15 protein-coding genes and 1 pseudogene are annotated in these 21163 nt (G+C 67.4%); 8 read left to right on the forward strand and 8 right to left on the reverse strand.

The window, feature by feature from the left end; genetic code table 11:
• The first annotated feature begins 1308 nt into the window (after nt 1-1308).
• Nucleotides 1309-2574: an IS701 family transposase gene (locus FRANCCI3_RS08885; protein WP_373420612.1), complete on the forward strand. Its 1266-nt coding sequence runs from the start codon at nt 1309-1311 to the stop codon at nt 2572-2574.
• A 500-nt stretch (nt 2575-3074) separates the two neighbouring features.
• On the opposite strand, the gene FRANCCI3_RS08890 is transcribed toward FRANCCI3_RS08885, so the two are convergent.
• Nucleotides 3075-4388: an IS701 family transposase gene (locus FRANCCI3_RS08890; protein ID WP_235463413.1), complete on the reverse strand. Its 1314-nt coding sequence runs from the start codon at nt 4386-4388 to the stop codon at nt 3075-3077.
• Nucleotides 4389-4869: 481 nt separating this feature from the next.
• On the opposite strand from FRANCCI3_RS08890, the gene FRANCCI3_RS08895 reads away from it, so the two are divergent.
• From FRANCCI3_RS08895 to add, 6 genes are all read left to right on the forward strand, one after another.
• Entirely contained in the window at nt 4870-6057 is a 1188-nt protein-coding gene (locus FRANCCI3_RS08895) for a sulfatase (protein ID WP_011436203.1), read from the forward strand.
• Nucleotides 6047-6460 carry a DUF6027 family protein gene (locus FRANCCI3_RS08900; protein ID WP_011436204.1) on the forward strand — a complete coding sequence of 138 codons (414 nt, stop codon included), beginning with the start codon at nt 6047-6049 and terminating at the stop codon, nt 6458-6460. Before FRANCCI3_RS08895 ends, FRANCCI3_RS08900 begins: the two co-directional genes overlap by 11 nt.
• A 461-nt stretch (nt 6461-6921) precedes the next feature.
• Nucleotides 6922-8034, forward strand: coding sequence for a LacI family DNA-binding transcriptional regulator (locus tag FRANCCI3_RS08905; RefSeq protein ID WP_011436205.1), 1113 nt, complete (start codon nt 6922-6924; stop codon nt 8032-8034).
• Between the two features lie 48 nt (nt 8035-8082).
• Nucleotides 8083-9396, forward strand: coding sequence for an MFS transporter (locus tag FRANCCI3_RS08910; protein WP_011436206.1), 1314 nt, complete (start codon nt 8083-8085; stop codon nt 9394-9396).
• A 45-nt stretch (nt 9397-9441) separates the two neighbouring features.
• Entirely contained in the window at nt 9442-10629 is a 1188-nt protein-coding gene (locus FRANCCI3_RS08915; protein ID WP_011436207.1) for a cytochrome P450, read from the forward strand.
• A 353-nt stretch (nt 10630-10982) separates the two neighbouring features.
• Entirely contained in the window at nt 10983-11981 is a 999-nt protein-coding gene (gene add / locus FRANCCI3_RS08920) for an adenosine deaminase (RefSeq protein WP_011436208.1), read from the forward strand.
• Nucleotides 11982-12205: 224 nt separating this feature from the next.
• Here add and FRANCCI3_RS08925 read toward each other — a convergent pair whose 3' ends face one another.
• The 7 genes from FRANCCI3_RS08925 to FRANCCI3_RS25575 all read right to left on the reverse strand — a co-directional run bounded on the left by FRANCCI3_RS08925 (nt 12206) and on the right by FRANCCI3_RS25575 (nt 20042).
• On the reverse strand, nt 12206-13081 hold the full coding sequence (locus FRANCCI3_RS08925; RefSeq protein ID WP_023841609.1) for a phosphotransferase: 876 nt from the start codon (nt 13079-13081) through the stop codon (nt 12206-12208).
• 134 nt (nt 13082-13215) lie between these two features.
• Nucleotides 13216-14679: an MFS transporter gene (locus FRANCCI3_RS08930; protein ID WP_011436210.1), complete on the reverse strand. Its 1464-nt coding sequence runs from the start codon at nt 14677-14679 to the stop codon at nt 13216-13218.
• A gap of 125 nt (nt 14680-14804) precedes the next feature.
• Entirely contained in the window at nt 14805-15602 is a 798-nt protein-coding gene (locus FRANCCI3_RS08935; RefSeq protein ID WP_011436211.1) for a class I SAM-dependent methyltransferase, read from the reverse strand.
• Nucleotides 15603-15616: 14 nt separating this feature from the next.
• Nucleotides 15617-16702, reverse strand: coding sequence for a sulfotransferase family protein (locus FRANCCI3_RS08940; RefSeq protein WP_201783446.1), 1086 nt, complete (start codon nt 16700-16702; stop codon nt 15617-15619).
• Nucleotides 16703-16708: 6 nt separating this feature from the next.
• Nucleotides 16709-17887, reverse strand: coding sequence for a B12-binding domain-containing radical SAM protein (locus FRANCCI3_RS08945; RefSeq protein ID WP_011436213.1), 1179 nt, complete (start codon nt 17885-17887; stop codon nt 16709-16711).
• Nucleotides 17884-19167 (reverse strand): ISAs1 family transposase, encoded by a 1284-nt coding sequence (locus FRANCCI3_RS08950; RefSeq protein ID WP_049760812.1) that lies wholly within the window; start codon nt 19165-19167, stop codon nt 17884-17886. Before FRANCCI3_RS08950 ends, FRANCCI3_RS08945 begins: the two co-directional genes overlap by 4 nt.
• Before the next feature lie 326 nt (nt 19168-19493).
• Nucleotides 19494-20042, reverse strand: a complete 549-nt coding sequence (locus tag FRANCCI3_RS25575) for a cobalamin-dependent protein (protein ID WP_011436214.1) — start codon at nt 20040-20042, stop codon at nt 19494-19496.
• 559 nt (nt 20043-20601) lie between these two features.
• Between FRANCCI3_RS25575 and FRANCCI3_RS24340 the strand changes: the two are divergent.
• Nucleotides 20602-21142 (forward strand): annotated as a pseudogene (locus FRANCCI3_RS24340) (IS6 family transposase); the annotation flags it as partial.
• Nucleotides 21143-21163: the final 21 nt, after the last annotated feature.

The following is a 21163-nucleotide window of genomic DNA, read 5'->3' on the forward strand; positions in this document are numbered from 1 at the left end:
AATTCACCCACCAATTCGTCGGTACTGTTCCATGATCCAGGCCGAACCCGGCCCCGGATCCGAAAGAGGCGGTCCGCTGTCTCCGTGCGGCGCGCCGTGCCCACCAGTCGAGTCCAGCGAGGTCCTAGGAGCCCTCTGAGCACAGTGGACCGTCGTGCTGCATCCCGGCCCCGGTAAGCGCGTCCAACCCCAGGCTTGCAGCAATCCTCTGGCAGACGAGACGGAAACTGGAAAGTACGCCTGAGCTGGGACGATTGAGCTTGCCGAGGGCCTACGTCCGTCCGACTCCTCCAACTACACCATGAAAGACCTGAGCTAACCAGTGTTTCGGTAAATTTGCCGGCCAGCAGATCACGATGGGCGGAGGGATCCGCCGGATCGGCAGGCTATGGATCGTGGTCCCCTCGGTGATGCCGGCGGCGCAGAGGATGCTGACGGTGAGATTGCAGCCAGGCACAACCCGTGGTCGAGCGCCACAACGAGCGCCGAGGGCTTGCCGCCGCGGTCGCATGAGCCCGGCACGGCCCTGCCACCGAGGGCGATGCGCTGGCTGGCCGGGCCGCGGCGTGGTCCGGCCAGCGGCCCAGGCGCCGATCCCCACATCATAGAAGTCAGCGGAAGGTTGCTACTCCTGCTGGTGAACTCACCAATAGTCGGCGGCCACTCTCACGGCCGCCGCGAAGAAATGCACACCCGTCAGCAGCGCGCCAGGATGGCGCCATAGGCACCGGTCCCCTCGGCCCCAACCCGCACTAGCGTGCCGAAGCCGCGCAGCCAGTCGAGCAGCTGGCCGTAGCCGGCCGCGGTGCCGACACGAGCAGCCGCCCGGTGCTGTCGAGCGCCGCCGGGGTATGGCTGTCCTTGTGAGTGTTGACGTCACCTGTGACCTCGACCGTCTGCTGGTGCTGTGTCAGCGTGGAACAGCTGTCCCTTCACCTCGGCTGGCAGGGGCGGCACGCACCAGCCAGGCGACGGAAAAGGCAGTGAAGGGGCCTCTGGCCAGGCTCCTATAAGGTCACCCGCCCGTCCGGTGAGGCACACCTAGCCCCGCACCGACACAGCCTCAGATCCGAGTGAGGACACCAAGGTCAGTCGGGCGTTGGGCTAGGACTACAACAACAGGTGTCGTGATCAACAGATGCGCCAGTGCCGCGACCTGCGTCTTTGTGATGGATCTTCAGTCTCGGCCGAGCGCCATCTCGGCGTGTCGCCGCCGACACGCCGAGAGGTTCCGCTGTAGTAGGACTTTGTTAGGTTGTTGATCGTGTGGTTGTGGGGTGGGGATCCGGGTCTGGTTGGCTGCTTGCTGTGACGCCGGAGGAGATGGCGGTGGTGCGTCCGGTCGTGGAGGAGTTCGCGGCGCGGATGTTCGTGGATCTGCCGCGTAGGGATCAGCGGGCCAAGGGTGAGCTGTATCTGCGGGGGCTGCTGTTGGACGGGAAGCGCAAGAGCGTGCAGCCGATGGCGGAGCGCCTCGGGGTGGATCATCAGCAGTTGCAGCAGTTGCAGCAGTTCCTGCGGAACTCGACGTGGGACTACGCCGAGGTTCGCGCCCGGCTGGCCGGCTGGGCGGTCGGGTTCGTCCGCCCGGAGGCGCTGGTCATCGATGACACGGGCTTCGTGAAGGACGGGGCGGCGTCGCCTGGGGTGGCCCGGATGTACTCGGGGACGTTGGGCAAGGTCGGGAACTGTCAGATCGGGGTGTCCGTGCACGCGGCGACGGACTGGGCGTCGGCGGCGCTGGACTGGCGGCTGTTCCTGCCTGCCAGCTGGGACGACACCGGCCTCGACGACCCGGACGAGGCCGCGGTGGTGCGTGCCCGCCGCGAGAAGGCAGGTGTTCCCGACGGTGCGCGGCATCGGGAGAAGTGGCGTCTGGCGCTGGACATGCTCGACGAGATCGCCGGCTGGGGTGTGCCCGCCCGGCCGGTACTCGCCGACGCCGGCTACGGCGACTGCGCGCAGTTCCGCCAGGGCCTGACCGACCGCGGCCTGGTCTACACGGTCGGGGTCACCCCGACCGCCACCGCCCACCCGGGGGCCGCCGAACCCGTGACCGCGCCGTACACGGGCAGCGGTCGCCCGCCGCTGCCTGCCTACCCGGACCCGCCGGCGACCTTGAAAGCCCTGGTCCTGGCCGCCGGCCGCGGTGCGCTGCGGTGGGTGACCTGGCGGCGCGGCACCCACAAGACCCCCGGCAACACGGCCGCGCTGATGCGCTCCAGGTTCCTGGCCCTGCGGGTCCGCCCCGCCGCCAAAGCCCTGACCCGAGACGATGACCGCAGCCTGCCCGCCTGCTGGCTGCTCGCCGAATGGCCCCCTGGCAAGAACGAACCCACCGACTACTGGCTGTCCACCCTGCCCCCGGACATCCCCCTGCGCCGACTCGTCCGGCTCGCGAAGCTGCGCTGGCGCGTCGAGCACGACTACCGCGAACTCAAAGACGGCCTCGGCCTGGACCACTACGAAGGCCGATCCTTCGACGGCTGGCACCGCCACGTCACCCTCACCTGCCTCGCCCAAGCCCTCTGCACCCAGCTGCGCCGCACCCCAAAAGCCCCTGCGCCGGCCTGACCCTCTACGGAGTCCTCCGCATGCTCCAGACCCTGCTCGCCGTCTGGACCGGCGCCTGCCACACCTGCCACCGCCCCTACGAACCGCTACCAGCCAAGCCAGCCAGAGTCACCTAACAAAGTCCTAGTAGTACTAGCAACCGAGGGTCGTTAGGCCGACCGGTGCGGGGCTCACGTACATCCTCACTGTCAGCCGTGGTCACGGGCTGGTCAAGAACGCTGTCGATCGATCGAAAATGATGTCGCGGCAGGGATGGCGTCTCGGACAGCGGTCAGGCTGGCGCATGAACCCCATGATCAGGGGAGTGCCATGCCCGAACGAGTTACCTCTCGACTTTCGCGGTTTTCTTGATCTCCAATTTTATGGTTGACGTCGCGTGAGACGTGTTCTGTGCGTGTTTGGTGTGCTGGTTCGTGGTGGGGTGTTTGAGCTGGTTTGCGGTCTCGGGTCGATGTCTGTTTTGTCTGGTTCCCGGGCTGTGGGGCCGGGATGGGGGCTGGTCAGGCCGCGAGGGCGCTGTCGGTGGTGGCCCAGGCGAGGCGGAGGGTGTGGATTTCCGCGTCGGTCGGGTTCGCGGGCCGTGTGGGCTGATATTGGGTGGTGATCAGGACGCGGCGGAGCTTGACGGCGAGGTCGGCGGTGCAGGGGCGGGTCTTGGTGGTGTACCAGGGGGTGCGGGCGCGGTGGTCGGCGGCGTCGCCGTGGTGGTGGCCGGTGGTGAGGTACCAGGCGAAGGCGAGGGTCTGGCAGGTCAGGCCGAACGGGACGGTGCGTTCGACGGCGGCGGTGAGTCGGTTGCGGGCCTGGCCGACCCCGAAGATCTGCTTCGCGTCCGCGATCGCGACCTCGATCGACCAGCGGGCCGCATAGCGGGCGACGAGCTCGGCGGGCCTGGTCAGGGTGTCGGTCGTGACGAGCGCGAGGTCGTAGGTCCCGGGCCGGTCGGTGTCGCGGACGAGGACGACGGTGACGGGGCGGGGGCCGAACACTCCGTACCACAGGCAGCGGATGACCGCCGTGTGCACGGTCCCGGCGCGGCCGTAGCGGGTCACGGCCGTCGGGCGGAACGTCGCGGCCGCGGCGAGCTGGGCGAGGGAGGGCAACCGGTCGCCCTTGAGTCGGGGCCGGCCACGTCTCCCGGTGCGGGGTGGGGCGGGGGCGAACAGGGCGGCGTCGCGGCGGAGCCGGGTCGTCCAGGTCACCGAGGCCGGCAGTCCCCTGAGCTCGTCGCCGGCGTAGGCGGCATCCGCGACGACGTGGACCCGGCGGGCGGGGAACGCCCCGGCCAGCTGTTCGACCGCGCGGGCGGCCAGCCAGAGCCGCGAGGCCGAGACGGTGTCCTTGCGGACCAGGCGGGCCAGGACCGGCAGGCAGACCGGCCGGCCGAGCAGCGGCGCCGGCACGACGAGGCCGACGATCACCCAGTTGTTGCCGAACCCGACCTGGTCTGGCCCCTTCGCGGATCCGTCGTGGAACCAGCCCACCGCCCACACCTTCTTCCCCGCCCGGTGGAACAGGGTGTCATCGACGACGACGTGCAGCGGCCCGGCCGGGACGAGGCGGTCGACGACGAGCCGGGCGAGCGCCAGGCCGACCTTCTCCGGCGACCAGACCGCCCGCGCGAAAAACCGGTGCGCCCGGTCGTGCGGCCACAGCGTGGACAGGCCCGCGCCGACGAGCATCCCGCACACCGTGCGCCGCCCGCCGGTGGCGAGCATCCCCACGACGAGCGCCCGGAACGTCCGGAACGACGGCGCGGTGAAACACGGCCGGAAACCCTCCAGCAGCACCGCCAGAGAAACCGGTATCGTCACGTCCGGGAGCATCGGCGTCCAACTTTCGGGTTGGTACAGGAAACGCTGATGCTCCCGCCACCAGCCCCTCGCGCTGGCCTTCCACCCCTCCGCCACGCACCGCGATACCACCGGCAGGCACCAGGGAATCATCCACCCGAAAGCAATCGGGAAAATTATCCAGCCGTTGCCAGACACTGATCTGGATCAAGAAAACTGCGAAACTCTAGTTACCTGCCCGTCTCGTTATCGGTACTGCCACCTGATCCATCCTCTTCCCCGCGACCCACCAGGGATCAATTTATGATCTGCTCGAAAGCAGCTTCATGTAGGTCTACCAGGCCAACCACGAGCGGCTCCCCGCAGCCGATGAAGGACGCGCGCCTCGACAGACAGGGGAGTCAGTCGTATATATGGCCTGGGCCTTGCTACCGAGCGCCGACCGCCCTAGACTCGACTGAGCGAGAGGTCATCTTCGGCGCGCGAGGGGAACTCCATCTGCATGTCACAAAAGAGCACATCGCGCAAAAATGTTCTGCTTATTTCCCTGGACACGCTGCGCGCCGACGTCGCATACTCAGGAATCTTCCCGACGTTGCGCGGACTCAGCGAGTCCAGCGTCATGTTCAGTCAGGCGATATCCTCTTCACCGTTAACCCCGGTCAGCCATGCCACGGTGCTGTCGGGCAGGCAGCCACCGGTACACGGGGTGCGACACCTGTTCCAGGAATCGATGAACTCTGAGGTGACGACACTCGCCGAGGTGCTGCGAGAGCAGGGGTACGCCACCGGCGCGGTCGTCGCCTCACCTGGAATGAACGCCTGGTACGGTCTCGGCCGCGGCTTCGACCACTATGACGATTGGGTTCCCCCGTTGGCCGACGGTGGTGACGCGCTGCGGGTGGTCGACGTCGAACTGCGCGGCACCGCGATGAAGCGGGCGCCGATGGTCACCGAACGGGCGTTGCGGTGGTTCGAGCGCCAAGGGCCGAGGCCGGTGCTGCTGTTCGCGCACTATTTCGACTCCCACTGGCCCTATGAACCACCGGAGGACGTGGGCATTCCCGTGCGCAACCCTTACGAGGGCGAAGTCGCCTACATGGACCGCAGCGTCGGACACCTGCTCGACGGGCTGGTCGAGCGCGGCCTTGTCCTCGAGGACACCGCTGTCGTGCTGTTCTCCGACCACGGCGAGGACCTCGGCGGCTGGTACCCCGACGACCATGCGGGCGAGCTGGGCCATCCTGAGGAGCGTGGGCACGGCACCCTGCTGTTCGACGTGACCCAACGAGTCCCGCTGATCGTGCGTGCGTCGTGGGCAGGCTCGCCGGGCACTGTGGTGGACAGCCAGGTTCGGCTGGCCGACGTGATGAGCACAATCCTGGAACTAGTGGACGTTCCCGCGCCGGAGACCGACGGGGTGTCGCTGGTGCCAATGATGAAGTCGGGCACCACCGCCGAGGACCTGCCCGCCTACTGCGAGACGTTCTACCGGCTCGAACTCGCCAAGGCAGACCCGCGCTGGCGCCACCTCAAGGCGCTCACCGCGGTCCGCAAACCCGACCACAAGATCATCTGGGAACGCGGAACCGAGAACGTGGAGCTCTACGATCTGGTTAACGACCCGGCGGAACGCTCGCCCTACGGGTTCTTCGGCCAGGCCCCGCGAAGGGGTTCGGATGAGTCTTGACGCATCCTCGTGGACCGACGCCGAGGGCGTGCCGGTGGTACGGCTGCTGCGCTGGCGCGGGGAGTGGTCCGCGGAAGACCCGGATGCCAACTTCCGTGCCGAGGTCGCCGACTACACCCGGCTCGAACCGCTGACCACGGTGAGCACCCTGGCGAGCAGGCTGGAGATCCCGGTCGGCGCGCTGGTGCGCTACGTGCTGGCGAGATGGGCCACCGGCGGCAGCGCGGGGCTACTGGAACTGGGGCCCACAATGGTGCGCAGGATGTGGGAGCCGGTACGCACCGCCGAGGAGGCCGACTCCGACGAACATCGGCTCGCCGCCTACCATCAGCTGCGGCAGATGCTCTCCTGGCTCAAGGTTCCCTTGGACGATCCAACGGTCTACCCGGTGGCCGGTGAGTGAGGCGGGCGGGCTCCCACCCGCGGCGAGGGTGGCCGGCGGAGCGTCAGGGGCACGCTGTTGCGCCATTCACCTGCACCCCGCGGCTGCAGCTCTACGGGTTCGCTCGACGGTCGTAGACTGGCCCCGGACACGATCATCCTCGCCCTCGACGATCAGCGTCGGCTGCCCACCGCGCTGCGCGCGGAACTCGGGCGGCACGTACCCGACTAACGTGCGGCGGGCACGCTGCCTGCGGTGGACGACGCAGGCTGGGTGGCCGGCGAGCGGTGCGGAATGGTCGACGGCCCGCGCCCGCAGGTGGCCCGGACCTGGTTGGGCCTAATGGTCGCTGACCGCAGGCGCCCCCCGAGCCGGTTCAGTCGCTGCTGGAGGGTGGTCCGGCAACGCCGCCGGCTGCCGGTGGCGGTCGTCGAGCAGGTGCGCGCCCCGCGTCGTAGCAGCCTGTCGAGAGCAGCGCAACCATGACGATCAGGACTCAAGCCACTGAACTGGCCGCTCGGCTGCCGGCCGGCCCGACTGTGCGCGAGCGTGAGCCGGTGGCGGGCGGGCGGGTCACCCGCGACGACGTGGCGCGGTTGGCGGGCACCTCGACGGCAGTGGTCAGCTACGTGGTCAACGGTGGCCCGCGACCGGTCGCGGGCGCCACGAGGGCCAGAGTGCTAGCTGCGATTGAGCAACTGGGGTACCGGCCCAACGCCCTGGCCCGAGGGCTGAGCATGCGCGGGGTAATGCTGCTGGGGCTGGTGGTGCCCGACGCAGCCAACCCGTTCTTCGCACGGTTAGTCCACGCGGTCGAGCGGGCAGCGGCCCGCCGGGGACACCTGTTGCTGGTAGGCAACACGGCGTTTTCCCCTAGCGCGGAAGAGCACTACCTTGACGCATTCTCACGGCTCTCCCCCGCCGCGCTCATCGTAGTCAACTCCGCGGATACCCCCGGGATCCGACACGTCCTGTCGATGCTGGACTGCCGAGTGGTGCTGCTCCACAAGCGAGTCATCGGCTTCCACGGGCCGCTGGTCATCGGCGACGACTACCGAGGGGGCTGGCTGGCCGCCGAGCACCTGGTCGGCCATGGCCGTAAGAGGCCGCTGTGTCTGAGCGGTCCGGACCGGGAGTCCCCGGTGGCCGACCGCGAGCGGGGGTTCTCCGCCGCGCTGCGGGCTGCGGGCGCCCCCGTCACCTCGGTGCTGCGCAGCGGCTTCCTCCGTGCCGAGGCCATGCGCGCTACGCTGGCGGCCATAGCGGGCAGCTACCAGCCGGACGCGATCTTCGCTACCACCGAGGAGCATGCGCACGGGGTGCTCGCTGCGGCGCGGGCTGCGGGGGTGCGGGTGCCCGACGACCTGGCCGTGCTGGCCATGGACGGGCTACCGGAAGGTGAGTTCGCCGCGCCGCCGTTGTCGACCGTGGCGGTAGACATCGCGGGCTTCGCCGATATGGCGGTAAACGAGGCCCTGAACCCCGGACCGGGCGACACCCGGGTAACCGTCTTCGGCGTGCGGCTGGTTCCGCGTCTCAGCTGCGGGTGCGCCCCGGCGCCCGCTCGGACCAGTACGTCCACTACGGACGTCTGATCCGGGCTCACCCACATGAACCCGTCCCCGATGTTGAGGAGCAGACATTTGCCGACCCCCCATAACCGGGACCGGTCGGCGCTACGGATCCTGCTGACGAGCATGATCGGCAGCGCCATCGAATGGTACGACTTCTACCTGTACTCCACCGCGTCGGCGCTGGTACTGGGGCCGCTGTTCTTCCCTAAGAGCTCGCCTCAGGCCCAGATCCTGGCTGTGTTCGCGACCTACGCAGCCGGCTTTCTGGCCCGGCCAATCGGTGGCCTGCTTGCCGGACACCTCGGCGACCGGGTCGGGCGCAAGTCGATCCTGGTGCTGACTCTCGGCGTGATGGGGATGGCCACGTTTCTCGTCGGCCTGCTGCCTACCAGCAACCAGGTCGGGGTGCTGGCCCCCGCGCTGCTGATCGTGCTGCGCGTGTTGCAGGGGATCGGCATCGGCGGCGAGTGGGGCGGCGGGGTGCTGCTGGCGGTGGAGAACGCCCCACCGGGCCGGGGCGGATGGTACAGCAGCTGGCCGCTGCTGGGGTTCCCGGTCGGCCTCGCGTTGAGCACCCTCACCTGGACGGCGCTGGCCCAGCTGCCCAGGCAGGAGCTACTGTCCTGGGGCTGGCGTCTCCCGTTCCTGGCCTCTGTGGTGCTGGTGGGCATCGGACTGTACGTGCGACTGGGCATCGCCGAGACCCCTGAGTTCAGCCAGGCCAGGGCCGCGGGCGAGGTGGTGCGGCTACCGGTGGCACAGGTCCTGCGCGAGCAGCCGCGCCACGTGCTGTGCGGGCTACTGGCGGCGCTCGGAGTGGGCAGCACGGTCTCGCTCTACAGCGTCTTCCTGCTGTCCACCGTGGCCACAGGAGGTGGTCGCCACGATGTCGCGCTGACTGCACTGGTCATCAGCGCCGCGTTGCAGTGTCTCTCGATACCGCTGTTCGCCACACTGTCGGATCGGATCGGGCGCAAACCATTGATGGTGTTCGGTTACGCGGTCGCCGCAGCGACCACCGTCCCGGCGCTGCTGTGGTTCGACAGTGGAAACCTACTCGCGGTGAGCGCAATCTACGTCATGGCCATATCGATCGGGCACGGCGGCTGCTATGGTAATCTCGCGGCATTCCTCTCCGAGCTGTTCCCGCCTACCCGGCGATTCTCCGCGCTTGCGGTGACGTACCAAGTTGGTGTCACCGTCGCCAGCTTCCTCCCGTTGGCCGCCACAGCGATTGCCTCCGGCACGCGCATGACCGTCGATGTCGCACTGCTGTTCTGCGGTGTCGCCACCGTCGCCGCGATCGCGACTTCCCTGGCACCCCAACCTTTCATGCCATCCACCACCACCCCCGTAGGCGATCATGTAGCTACCGTGAGCTAATCACACTCGTCGCTCCCCTTTGCTGATCTGAGAGAGGACATCCACATGGCGACCCTACCCGACCTCGGTGATGCCGACGCCCTGCGGGACTGGCACACCTCCTTCCGTGCGATCCGCGAACACCAACGGATGTACTGGGATGACGCCGTCGGCGCGTGGCTGGTAACTCGGCACGCCGACGTCGAGATGGGCCTGTACGACCACCGGCTGTCCTCACAGGGCCCGACGTCATTCATGGCCCAACTGTCCGCCGAAGACCTGGCGAAATTCGCCGACCTGCAACGATTCTACGAAAGCTGGATGGTCTTCTCCAACGAGCCTTACCACACCGTTGTGCGCGGGTCGGTGCAACGCGTGCTGACCCCGAGAGCGGTGCAGAAACGCCAAGAGGCGGTCCGCGCCGCGGCGCGGTCACTGTTGGACCGGGCCAGAGCGGAGGTCGTCGACGTCAACAGCGACTTCGCCAGACCGCTGGCCACGGCGGTGATCTCGGAGGTGCTCGGTGTTCCAGAGCAGGAGTGGGACAACTGCTCCCGCTGGTCGCACCACATCATCGACTTCATCAGTGCGCCGCAGCCGGATGCGTCGCGGGCCATGGCTGCGGCGGAGTCCTACGACCAGATGTGCGACTATGTCTACCACCTGGTGGAGGAACATCGCCGCACCGGCCGCGACGACTCGCCGATGCTGGCCGTGGCCGACGTCGGCGCGCACGCGGTGGTGGGCACGTTCGCGCAGTTCATGACCGGCGGCTGCGACCCGATCTCGGCCGCGATCGCCAACGCGGTGGCCACGTTGCTCGCCCACCCCGACCAGATGCAGAGACTGGAGCGCGACCGCTCACTGATCCCGACCGCGATAGAGGAGTTCATCCGTTACGAGTCCCCATTCACCCTCGTGCCCAGAGTGGTGACCGAGCCGATGACCGTGGCCGGGCAGCACCTCCACGAAGGCTCTCGGGTACTGTTCATGCTGCTGGCCGCCAATCGCGACCCTGGTGTGTTTGAACGTCCGGACGAGGTGGACGTCGGCCGTTCACCCAATCCGCACCTGGGCTTCGGCAAAGGCAGCCATTACTGCATCGGCGCGGGCTTGGCCCGGCTGGAGATGACCGAGTCGATCGAGGCGATCATCGACATGGCGCCGAACCTGGAGTTGGCAGGCCAGGTGGAATGGTCCAGCAGCTTGGGTCTGCGGTCTGCGGTGAAACTCCCGGTATCGGTGTCCCGATAGCGCCCACCACGTGACGGTCAATTCGGATACTGGCCGCTGACCGCGGTCACGCTGACGTCCGCCACCGTGTTCGAATAGCCGGCGTGCGCGGGCGACAACACTTCTGGCGCGACGCATGCTGCTCGCGCAGGTGGTTCGCAGGGCGCCATGCATACCTGGATTTGGCTCAAGCCACGCCTTTTCAGTTCGATCAATATAGCCGTCCCCAGGCATCACACTGGGGTGCGGGCTGGAGAGGCTCATGCGCAGATGACGCTGGACGAGCGGGTGGGTGAAGGGCGTGTGCTCGTTGACCGACAACGAAGCGGCCACTCCGCTTGCGTGGCCCTGGTAGGAAGGGCTGAAGGGCCTCGGTGCCTATTTTCCACCAGTCGCTTTCGGAACGCGGATCCGATGCCGTGAACCGGTGCGAACTGCACTGCCATCTCGACGGCTCGGTCCGGCTGAACACACTGGCCAACATGGCCGCAGCAGCACGACTGACCCTCGTCGCGCCCATCGAGCGTCTGGCCGTCGCACCGGAGGACGTGGGAGATCTGCCCTCCTTCCTGACATACATCGACATTGCCCTGGACGTGCTGCAGACCCCGGATGCGCTGCGCCGGACCGCCGCTGAACTGGTCGCGGACTGGGCCGCCGATGGGGTCGACTATGGTGAAGCCCGCTTCGCTCCGCAGCTGCACACCCGCGCGGACATGGCGATCGACGATGCGATTATCGCGGTGGCCGACGGCTTGGCGGAGGGAACGCGCGCACATGGAGTCGGCTCCGCGCTGATCGTATGTTGCCTACGCCAGCAGTCTCCGGAGATCAGTCTCATGGTCGCCGACGCCGCCGCGCGGCTACGGCACGTCGTCGCTGGTCTGGATCTGGCGGGCGACGAGCGGGTCCTTGGCGCGCGACACGTCGAGGCATTCAACCTGGCGCACAGCCAAGGTATCCCGGTGACCGTTCACGCGGGCGAGGCGGTCGGTCCCGAGAGCGTGTGGGAAGCGTTGGACGTGCTCGGCGCCTGGCGTATCGGGCATGGGGTACGCAGCGTCGAGGAAGCGGCGCTACTGGATCGTCTGCGCCGGGATCAGATCGTGCTGGAAACTTGTCCACGCTCCAATGTGCTGACGCGGGCCGTGCCCGCGCTGGCGGCACATCCAGTGGCGCGTTTCCTGAACGAGGACATCCGCGCAACGGTCAACACCGACGCGCGCACCACCGCTGCTACCACTCTCACCGCCGAGCTGGATTCGCTCGCCCGGGAGTTCGGCTGGAGCGATGACGAACCCGAACTGCTATGCCGCAACGCCGCCAAGGGCGCCTTCGGTCCGCTGCTACCGACATGGCCGAAAGTCTCATAACCATCCTGCTCACTGCGGGGATGTGTGACGAGTCGACCAATGCCTGGTACAGGACAATCTGTCCGGCGACGTTGCGCTCGGGCAGCAGTGCCAGGCAGACGCTGCCAGACGCGGGCCTCGGCCCAGCCGTGTCGCCGCCGCCAGAGGTCGCTCTCCACACCCCGAACAAACCCGTCGGCGAACATCTGCCCGCAGTGGCACCGCGAGCACCGGGTCGCGGCAGGTCAGGTCAGAGCCGGCAGGCCCAGCACACGCGCGGCCCAGGGCAGGGCGATGCGTAGCTGAACCAGCTGGATGCCGCGGACCCCCGGTGCGTCGGGGATAGGCGGCTGGCCTGCGCGCGCGGCGAAGAAACCCGCCACGTGCGCGGCCATAGCCGGGTCGAGGTCGGCTACGACCCGCTCGGGTAGCGGACCGCCCTCGGCACGCAGGCTCGGCAGCCAAAACGCGATGTCAAACTCAGGATTGCCGATGGCGGCGTGGTTCCAGTCGAACAGGACCGCACGGCCTTTGCGTAGGAAGACGTTGTCGCTGCGTACGTCGAGATGGAGGGTGGAACGCCCGGCGAGCGTCTGGCTGTCGGCCGCGCCGAGCAGAGCAGGCAGCGCCCGGTCCAGCCAGCCGTGCGTGCACAGGCCGAGCGAGAGGAAAGGGCCGGGGTCTTCTGCGACCAGCCGCCAGCCCTGCTGGCAGTAGGGGCTGGCCTCGATAGCCGGCAGGTCGGCGGGGGCGGGCACCCGGTGCAGCTCGGCCAGGCTTGTCTGCACTGCCTCGATCGCCTCGGGAGTCCACGGCGGCGGCCACTCGCCGTCGGAGAGGTTCTCCAGCACCAGCATCGGAGTCGCGCCGTCGTCGTCCCACCCTAGCGATTCAGGCAGGAACGACCCACCCAGTGAGGAGTAGACCGCGTGCTCGGTACGTAGCCAGGCCCCTGTCTCCTCATTGACCGCCTGCTTGACGAAGACAGAACGGCCCCCGGCCAGCTCGACGACCCAACGACGGTTCGGGGTGTAGCCTCTGTCGGTGATCGCGCGGGCGGCAACCACACGATCACCCAAGATCCGACGCAGCCGCTCGGCATCGGCCAAACTGAGTTCCACGACGGCATCATACTGACCATGAGTCAGCCACCCGCATCTGGATGAAGTGACGTGGGGCAACCTGCAGCGTCGGTGCTGCATAGCCAGACGAACCGATCACACGGTGACGGCACCCCCGGGCACGTCCGCCGGCATCAGCCTGCGTGGACCGATTCGACTCGGCCCGGTCCCGACCGCAGCAGCACCCCGCACACCAGCAGTCCCACGACCACGATCGCGGCGATGGCCAGAAAAGCGCCGTGCAAACCCTGGTTGTTCGCCTCGGCCTGGCCCGCCCCGCCGTCGAGGGCGGCAGTGGACCGCCAGGTGACAATCGCGGCGAGCACGGCGGGACCGATCGACTGCCCAATGTTCATGCCAACGTTGAGTAGTCCGGACGCAACACCCTGCCGCTCAGCTGCGACGGTGGCCGTGGCAGCAACGGTGATCGCGACGAACGCGATGCCCTGGCCCAGACCGAGCAGGATCATCGCGGGAACCAGCAACGGCACGCCACCACCGGTGGGCAAGAACGCCATCGCCACCTCGGCCACCGCAGCAATTGCCAGCCCGACAGGCAGGCTGCGGATGGGGCCGATTCTAGCGATCAGCAGGACTCCGACCTTGTTGCCTACGACCATGAAAAGCGTAACCGGAATAAACATCAGTCCGGCGACGAGCGCGGACATTCCGCTCACTGCCTGCAGATACAGGGTGATAGCGAAGAACTGCCCTCCGAGGGCGGCACCGAAAAACACCGACATCAGGTCGGCGACAGCCACCGGACGGACGCGCAAGATATCGCGGTGCATCAGCCGATCTGTGCTCCGCCGCTCCATAAGCACGAATGCTCCCAGTAGCACCACTACGGCCGTTGCCCGGACCAGGGTATCCGCAGCGGCAGAGACCGGACCCTCGGCGACCGTCCATACCAGAAGACCCATCGCCGCGCCTGCCGTTAGGACCGCGGGAAGACGGAACCGGGGCCCAGCCTCGGTCTCCCTGGTCGCGTCGACGGCGATCAGCCGTGGCGCCAAGACCAAGCACAGCAACCCAATCGGGACATTGACCAGCAGGACAGCCCGCCAGTCCAGTGCCCAGGTCAGTACCCCTGCGGCCGGTCCCCCCAGGGCCAGGCCGCCCGCACCGGTGACACCCCACCAACTCAGCGCCCTCGTACGCTGTTTCCCCTCGGGGTATCGCGTGACGACCAAGGCTTGGGCGGCCGGGGTGATGAGGCCCGCGGCGGCACCCTGCATGCTGCGGCCAACCAGCAACGCGGCGGCCGAGCCTGACACCGCGACTACCGAGGCGACGACGAATAGCGCGAGTCCCACCAAGAGCACCCGGCGCCGCCCGAACACGTCCGCGGCTCGGCCACCCAACAGCAGGAACGCAGCGAAGGCCAGCCCGTAAGTCGCGGTGACGTAGGTCAGCCCACGATCAGTGAGACCGAGGTCGTCCCCCATTGTTGGCAGCGCCACGAAGACGACGGTGAAGTCCATCGCGATCAGCAGGTGTTGGATGTTCAGCAGAAGGAGCGCACCAGTCGGGCTGGATTTATCAGCGTCAAGGTCGCGCCCGCCGCGAATCGCCCGACTCCCCCTCTTATTAACCATTTCACCCGATTCCTGATTGGATAAAGATTGCCTGACACTGGGCCTCGGTGGGCTACCGAGGCCCAGGCAGGCCGGCGAACGCGGCGGCTTCCAGGGTCAGCCGGCAGATGAAGCGTTTACCGCGGTCATGCAACGTCACCGCCAGGTTTGCAGCCGGAGGCGATCACGAAGAGCATGTGATCGACAAACAGGCCGTTTCGCTGGTGCACCGAGTGCAGGCGGCTGAACTCAGGCGAGGCAGAGCGGTACACCTCGCGGATGGCCTCTCGGGCGGACTCGTCGATAGCGCCGTTGTCCGACCAGACATCGACGTCCTCGATCGAGACATACCGCTCGGTCCGCAGATCGGTGCACCCCGAGCTGGCAACCAGCTTCGCCATGTCCTCGGGTAGGAAAAAGTGGCGCCGTACCGGATTGCGCAGACGCAGCACCTCGAAGTATTCGTCGCGGTCGTCCGGTCCGTAGGCACACAGGTTGATCAGTATGAGCCGCCCGCCCGGCCGCAGTACCCGCACCATCTCGCGCACCGCATCGGGCAGGCGCATGAACTGCACGCCCTGCCTGCACACCACGACGTCGAAGCTGGCATTGGGCCAGGGCAGTTCCTCCGCAGGGCTGATGACCAGCTCGTCGAGGTGTGGCCGGGCCTGAGCAGCCATGTCCTCGGTGATATCGACCCCGATGACTGCGCCAACCCTGCCGTGAAACAGTCGCGATACCAATCCGGTCCCGCAGGCAACGTCCAGCACGCGGTCGGTCGGACCCGCATTGGCGACACGCACGATCACTGCGCCTAGCTCGTCGTCGGTACACCAGGAACTGGACATGTCATAGGTGCGAGCGCGGGCACTGAAGTGGCCGACGACGTTTTCACGGTCGATCCCGGTCCCTTCCCGGCCGAGCTCCAGCCTGTTGATTTTCACGCGTCTCCCATTCATCACCGGGTTCTCAACTGGGGCAGTTCCATTGGCACCCGGGTGCGCGCCCACGCTGTCAGCCGCAGCGAGCGCACCGTCGCGTCGCGCCGGAGCCTACGGGTGTAGTTACGGTCCCGGCACAACGAACGCACCTCGATCACGGTGCGCAGTCCAGCCGAGCGCAGCGCCATGGCGACCATCGAAGGCGCCACCTCCTCCGGCGCGGCGTCGGCGTCCGAGCCATGGTCGTAGCCCAGCCGCCGGGCCAGCGGTGCAGCCACCGCAGCCACCTGCCTACGCTCGGCGGCGGTCAGGCCGGTGCGGTGCGCGCCGATCCGGTCGGCGCCGACCGGCTGCGCGGCCCGTCTCCAAGACTCGGCGAGCGCGCCGATCCGACGCGCCCCCGATGTGAGATGATGGTGCAACATCCCGGCATGCATGGGCTCGCCGAGAAAGGAGCAGAGTTCGTTCAACGCGCCCTCTGGCTCGGTCACCAAGTCCTCGTAGCGAAGCAGGTATACCACCGCGGGCCCGTGCCGCGCCAGCGCCGCGTCCGCGCACCGCTGCTCGCGTAGCCATAGCCGGGCCATCCGATAGGGCATGCTTGGGCCGAAGACCGCACGCTTGGCCGAGGCAGCGACGTCTAGGGGATCCCGGACCAGCCAGACGAACCGGGCGTCGGGATAGCGGCGTAGCACCTCGTCGATGTGGTCGACCATGAACGTGCTCTTGCACCCCCACCGCGGCTTGTCCTCGGCCTCGCGGTACTGTTCGTAGATCGCGGCTACAACGCCGAACGTGGAGGCGTCGGACTCGCGGACCACGCGTGCGAGATCTACCGGATGCGGCCAAGGATGCAGGTGAGCACGCACGATCCGCAGCGCGTCGCGGGCCAGCCGTGTGCGGTTGGCCGCAACACCGAGGTCTCCGTAGGACGCTGCCAGCGGGGCCAGGTACCTCATCAGGTGCGGCGGGTGCGGGACCGCGATGGCGGGGTGTGCGTCGAGCATGAGCCGCAGAAGATTCGACCCGGATCGCTCAGTACCAATAATCAGGACAGGGCGCGCCGACCCAGGTGGTGGAACGGCGGCGCTCACCACAACCACCGCCGCTCAAGCCGATGCGGCCGCGACATGCGCCGGGGCGGCCTTAACCATCCGCGCGGCCCCGCTGGGGATCAGGCTACTACCCAGGGCGGCCACATCCGGGCTGGCGCACCTGTCCAGGGTGAATCGCTCCGAGCCGGGGGCCAACGGGCCTGCCGCAGAGCTGAACTCCCGCCGCCAGTTGCGGCCCGCGTATGACGTCGACCGCTCCAGGCCGTCGTCGGGCTGCGGATGAAAGTACTGGAAGTTCTCGGGGAAGTGCTTGAAGTTCATCACCGGCCCCGGCTCGTAGGAGTCATAGATGCGCTTGTAGGCATCGCGGCAGACCTGCTCGGGCAGGCCACTGACGTTGAGAAACTCGTCCTCATACAGCGCCTGCTCGGTCGAGAGCCAATTCAGGTGGTCAATCTCGGAGCGGATAAGACCGGAGGCGATGGCCTGTTGGTAGACCGTGGTTCCCGGCATGGCCGACAGGTACTTGACTCGGGTGACATGGTTGTAGGTCTCGGCGAACTCCACCATGTGTCTCAGCGATTCCTCGCTCTCGTTGGCCAGTCCGACGATGAGCAGGGACCCGAAGCGCACGCCAGCGTCGAAGGTGGTGTTCATCGCCCGGATAGTCAGGTTCTCGCTGCTGCCCTTGCGGGCCTCACGGAGCACGTCCTTGCCCAGCGACTCCACGCCGTAGAGGATGATATCGGCGCCCGAATCACGCATGGCATCGGCCCTTGGCTTGTCCATGTCCGCACACCGCGTCAGGCACGTCCAGCCGATGTTGTATGGCTTGATGACGTCGCACATCTCGATGGTCTGGCCGCGGTGCGAGCTGAAGGTCAGATCGACAAAGAAGCAGAAGTCAATGCCATAGCGAGTCTTCAGCCAAGCCATGTCCCGATCCATCTTTTCCGGGGATTTGGCCCGTACTTGCGGAGTGGTGCGATAGCAGAAGGAGCAGTCCATCTTGCAGCCGCGGCTGTAGGAGGAGATGATCTGAGGCTGGAGGCCATTGTGACCCTGAGACTGCGGCCACAGCTCCAGCCGCATCCTGGGCAGCGCGTCGAGATCCATCATTTGACCCCGAGCAGGCGTCCGCTTGACCTCACCCTCCTTGGTGCGGTAGCAGATCCCACGGATACTGGGCAGGTCGCGCTCCCAACGACCCGCCAGGGTGACCCGCAAAGTCATTGATGCAGGTCAGCGGGGTTGTCGAGAGTGAGGATGGCCAGGAGCAGGGCGTTGTCGTGTCGGATTCTGCGGATGGTCGGGGCGATGCGGTTATGGCCAGCGAGGCGAATCAGCCCGATGATCAGGTTACGGAGTGTGGTCATGATGCGGGGCAGTGGGCCGGTCCGAACCCGCGAGGCATCCTCACGGAACGTCACATCGCGCACCCAGTGGACCTTGTTCTCGATCGTCCAATGCCCTCGGGCGTAGCCCGCGAGATCAGCGGGTGTGACCGCGTCGAGGGTGAGGCTCGTCAGGACGTGGACCGTGACAGTGCTCGGGATCGTCCGGGTGACCCGGGCCCGGCCCGTGCCGGTGGTCACGGTCCGCCGGACATGACGGCGGATCCGCGCCACGGTGCGGGCATGGGGATAGCGGGCACGGATCGCCTCGCTGGCCTGGGCCAGCTGGATGGTGCGTCGTTCGAACCGTCCATGGGCCCTGCCCTCGGCGCTGTGCCCGATCGGGATCTTCGTCCAGTCGGTCGCCTGGTGGCAGTCGACCGACAACGCCGGGGTGTTCGCCTTCACCGTGAACACGAAGTGCGCTCCCAGCTCGGTGACGATCAGGTCGGCGTGGGCGCGGGTCGTGTGCAACGCATCAGCGGTCACCACCACCCCATCCAGCGGATCATGGGAATGCAGTTCGCGGAGCAGCGGTGCGAACGCGGTGACCTCGTTCGTCTTCGCGCCGACCTCATGCTCGGCGAGCACCACACCCGTGCCGTGTTCGGCGACCGCGAGCAGGTGCGGTGCCCGCCCCTCAGGCCCAGCCGCGCCACGCAGGGTCTTCCCGTCGACCGCGACCACCCGCCGCCCACCACCACGGGCCTGGCGGGCGCGGGCCGCGGCGAACATCCCGACCGCCCTCGCCAGCGCCGAGCTGTCCACCGCGGACAGGACCCGGATCATCGTGTCCACCGACGGTGCCTGCGGCTGCCCGGTCACCGGATGGACCCGCGCCCCGAGAGCGGTCAGGACCTGCGTCGGGGCGTGCGCAGCCCAGGCCGCGATCTCCTCCACCGACTTCTCCCCCGCGGCGACCGCTGCGGCGGACAGTCCCAGGATCACCGGGAGCCGGTGACGTATCCCTCGCGGGTCCCGCGGGTCAGGCACCCCGGCGAGTACGTCGGCGAGCCCCTGCACCTCACCGCCGTGCGCCCCCAGGACCCGCAGCGACCGCCGCATCCGGACCAGCTGCCCCGACCCGGCCTGTCCGAGATCGGTGGGAGTGACGGGCATGCGAGACTGGACCGGCAACGGGGCTCCCTACGGCTGGTGATCTAGGCAATCCCCGTCCTACCGGGACCCCGTTGCCTCACCGCAGCCACCCTCACCGTGGTGGCCCGCCGTTGTTCCCCCGGACCCCACGGCCCCACCGCCCCACCCACCCCACCGGCTGTCACAGAACGTCATCGGTGGCGTTTCCGCCGGCGCCGGAACCCACCCTCACACGCGCTACTCACAGCGACGAAACAGCAGCCGGGCCCGGATCCTCACACCACCACCGGCCCCAGCCCCCCGCACCCCGTCTCACACCGTCTACCTGCACAAACAGACTTTGCGGGTCACCCTGAACGACCCGCCGCGTAGCTCTCCATCAGCTCCAGGATTGTGATCTCGCCTTCGCTGATCACTGCGATGTCGCAGGCGGTGTCGTTCATGAACACGTGCGGCACCGAGGTGACCAGCGAGCCGCCGCAGATGATCGGCACGTCCGGTTCTGCTTCCTTCATCTTAGCCATAAGCTCGCGACAAAAGGGGAAGTTGTCCTCGAATGTGCACACGCCCAGCACGTCGGTCTGTCCGACGATGGCATTGTAGGCCTCGTTTAGCGGGTCCAGCGAGTACCGCACGTCGATAATGCGCACCGGATAGCCCGCGTTGTGCAGGACAGTGGAGATGTAGCTGGCGCCCTCGTACGGGGAGGTGAGGAAGAACTCCCACCCACGCGGCATACTGAAAGGAGAGGGGCCGACGACCAGTGTGAAGCGAGGCAGCGATGGGTTCGTCGCCACCGGAGTAGAATCCTGCTCTCGCATCTGAGCCATGTAGCGGTGGTCGACGGTGTCGTCGGCGTTGGTATAGAGCTCAAGTGCCAGGGACTTACGTGCCATTGCAGTGTCCTCCCTGAAGAAGTGATATCGGCGTGGCCACCGGAATACGATTCGGCCGACTACCAGGTGCATGGCGCTAGTCGTCGACGGGCGCCGGATGACCGATATCCCAATCGTAACACCGCAGCCCAATAGGTCACGACAGGAAAACCGAAACCACCCGGAATAACTAGTGCCAGACCGCCCGCGCGACACTCGAATGAAGTTGCTTTCAAGCAGATCATAAAATGTTTCCTGGTGCGCCGCGGCGAAGTGTCGGGGCAGGTGGCAGCGTCGATGCGCCGAGGCCAGGAGGTAACAGATACGGCATGGCCCTCGACTGTTCACGACAGTTCCCACACCAGGCTGGCCCTCACCCAAAGGTGCCATGGGCCGCCGGGTCGCAGCTTCCTGAAAACAGTCGCCCGCCGCTGCGCCTGTCTGGCAGAACCACCGGCCATCGGCGAGGTTGCGAACGACCCGCGGGGGCTCTGGTGCATCGGCGGAGTCCGCTGTCCGCGACCGCCGATCGGTCGTGATCGAGTGATGCGTCGACGTCGTGTCCGTCCACTGGTGACAACTGGTTCCGACGTCGGAGTGCGCCGGGTTCCGGTTCCCACCCGAGGTGATCACCCTGGCGGTCCGCTGGTACCTGCGGTTCGCCCTGTCGTACCGCGACGTGGCGGAACTCCTCGCCGAACGCGGCCTCGAGATTGATCACGTCACGGTCTACCGGTGGGTGCGCCGGTTCACCCCGCTGCTGATCGACGCGGCCCGGCCATGCCGGCACACACCGGATGATCGTTGGTTCGTCGACGAAACGTCGGTGAAGGTCGCCGGACGATGGACCTGTCTGTACCGGGCCGTCGACCAGGTCGGCCAGGTCATCGACGTGGTGGCCGGCGAGAAGCGGGATCTCGCCGCGGCCCGCCGGTTCTTTACCCGCGCCCTGTCCCACGGCCGGCGGCCCGTCGAGGTGACCACCGACCGGGCCGCCTCCTCCCCACGAGTCCTCGACGAACAGCTCCCTGCCGCTCCTCACATCGACGACCAGTACGCGAACAATCCGATCGAGGCCGACCACGGCCGGATCACGGCACGACTACAGCCGATGCGATCGCCGCGCGGGACGGAACGGGTAT

It is taken from the genome of Frankia casuarinae, from assembly GCF_000013345.1.
Classification (GTDB): Bacteria; Actinomycetota; Actinomycetes; order Frankiales; family Frankiaceae; genus Frankia; species Frankia casuarinae.

What these genes read in the sequence shown, in the direction of transcription:
- FRANCCI3_RS08915 (WP_011436207.1), top strand. Translation starts at nt 9,442, where the DNA reads ATGGCGACCCTACCCGACCTCGGTGATGCCGACGCCCTGCGGGACTGG.
- FRANCCI3_RS08900 (WP_011436204.1), top strand. Translation starts at nt 6,047, where the DNA reads ATGAGTCTTGACGCATCCTCGTGGACCGACGCCGAGGGCGTGCCGGTG.
- FRANCCI3_RS25575 (WP_011436214.1), bottom strand. Translation starts at nt 20,042, where the DNA reads ATGGCACGTAAGTCCCTGGCACTTGAGCTCTATACCAACGCCGACGAC.
- FRANCCI3_RS08950 (WP_049760812.1), bottom strand. Translation starts at nt 19,167, where the DNA reads ATGCCCGTCACTCCCACCGATCTCGGACAGGCCGGGTCGGGGCAGCTG.
- FRANCCI3_RS08905 (WP_011436205.1), top strand. Translation starts at nt 6,922, where the DNA reads ATGACGATCAGGACTCAAGCCACTGAACTGGCCGCTCGGCTGCCGGCC.
- FRANCCI3_RS08945 (WP_011436213.1), bottom strand. Translation starts at nt 17,887, where the DNA reads ATGACTTTGCGGGTCACCCTGGCGGGTCGTTGGGAGCGCGACCTGCCC.
- FRANCCI3_RS08930 (WP_011436210.1), bottom strand. Translation starts at nt 14,679, where the DNA reads ATGGTTAATAAGAGGGGGAGTCGGGCGATTCGCGGCGGGCGCGACCTT.
- FRANCCI3_RS08895 (WP_011436203.1), top strand. Translation starts at nt 4,870, where the DNA reads ATGTCACAAAAGAGCACATCGCGCAAAAATGTTCTGCTTATTTCCCTG.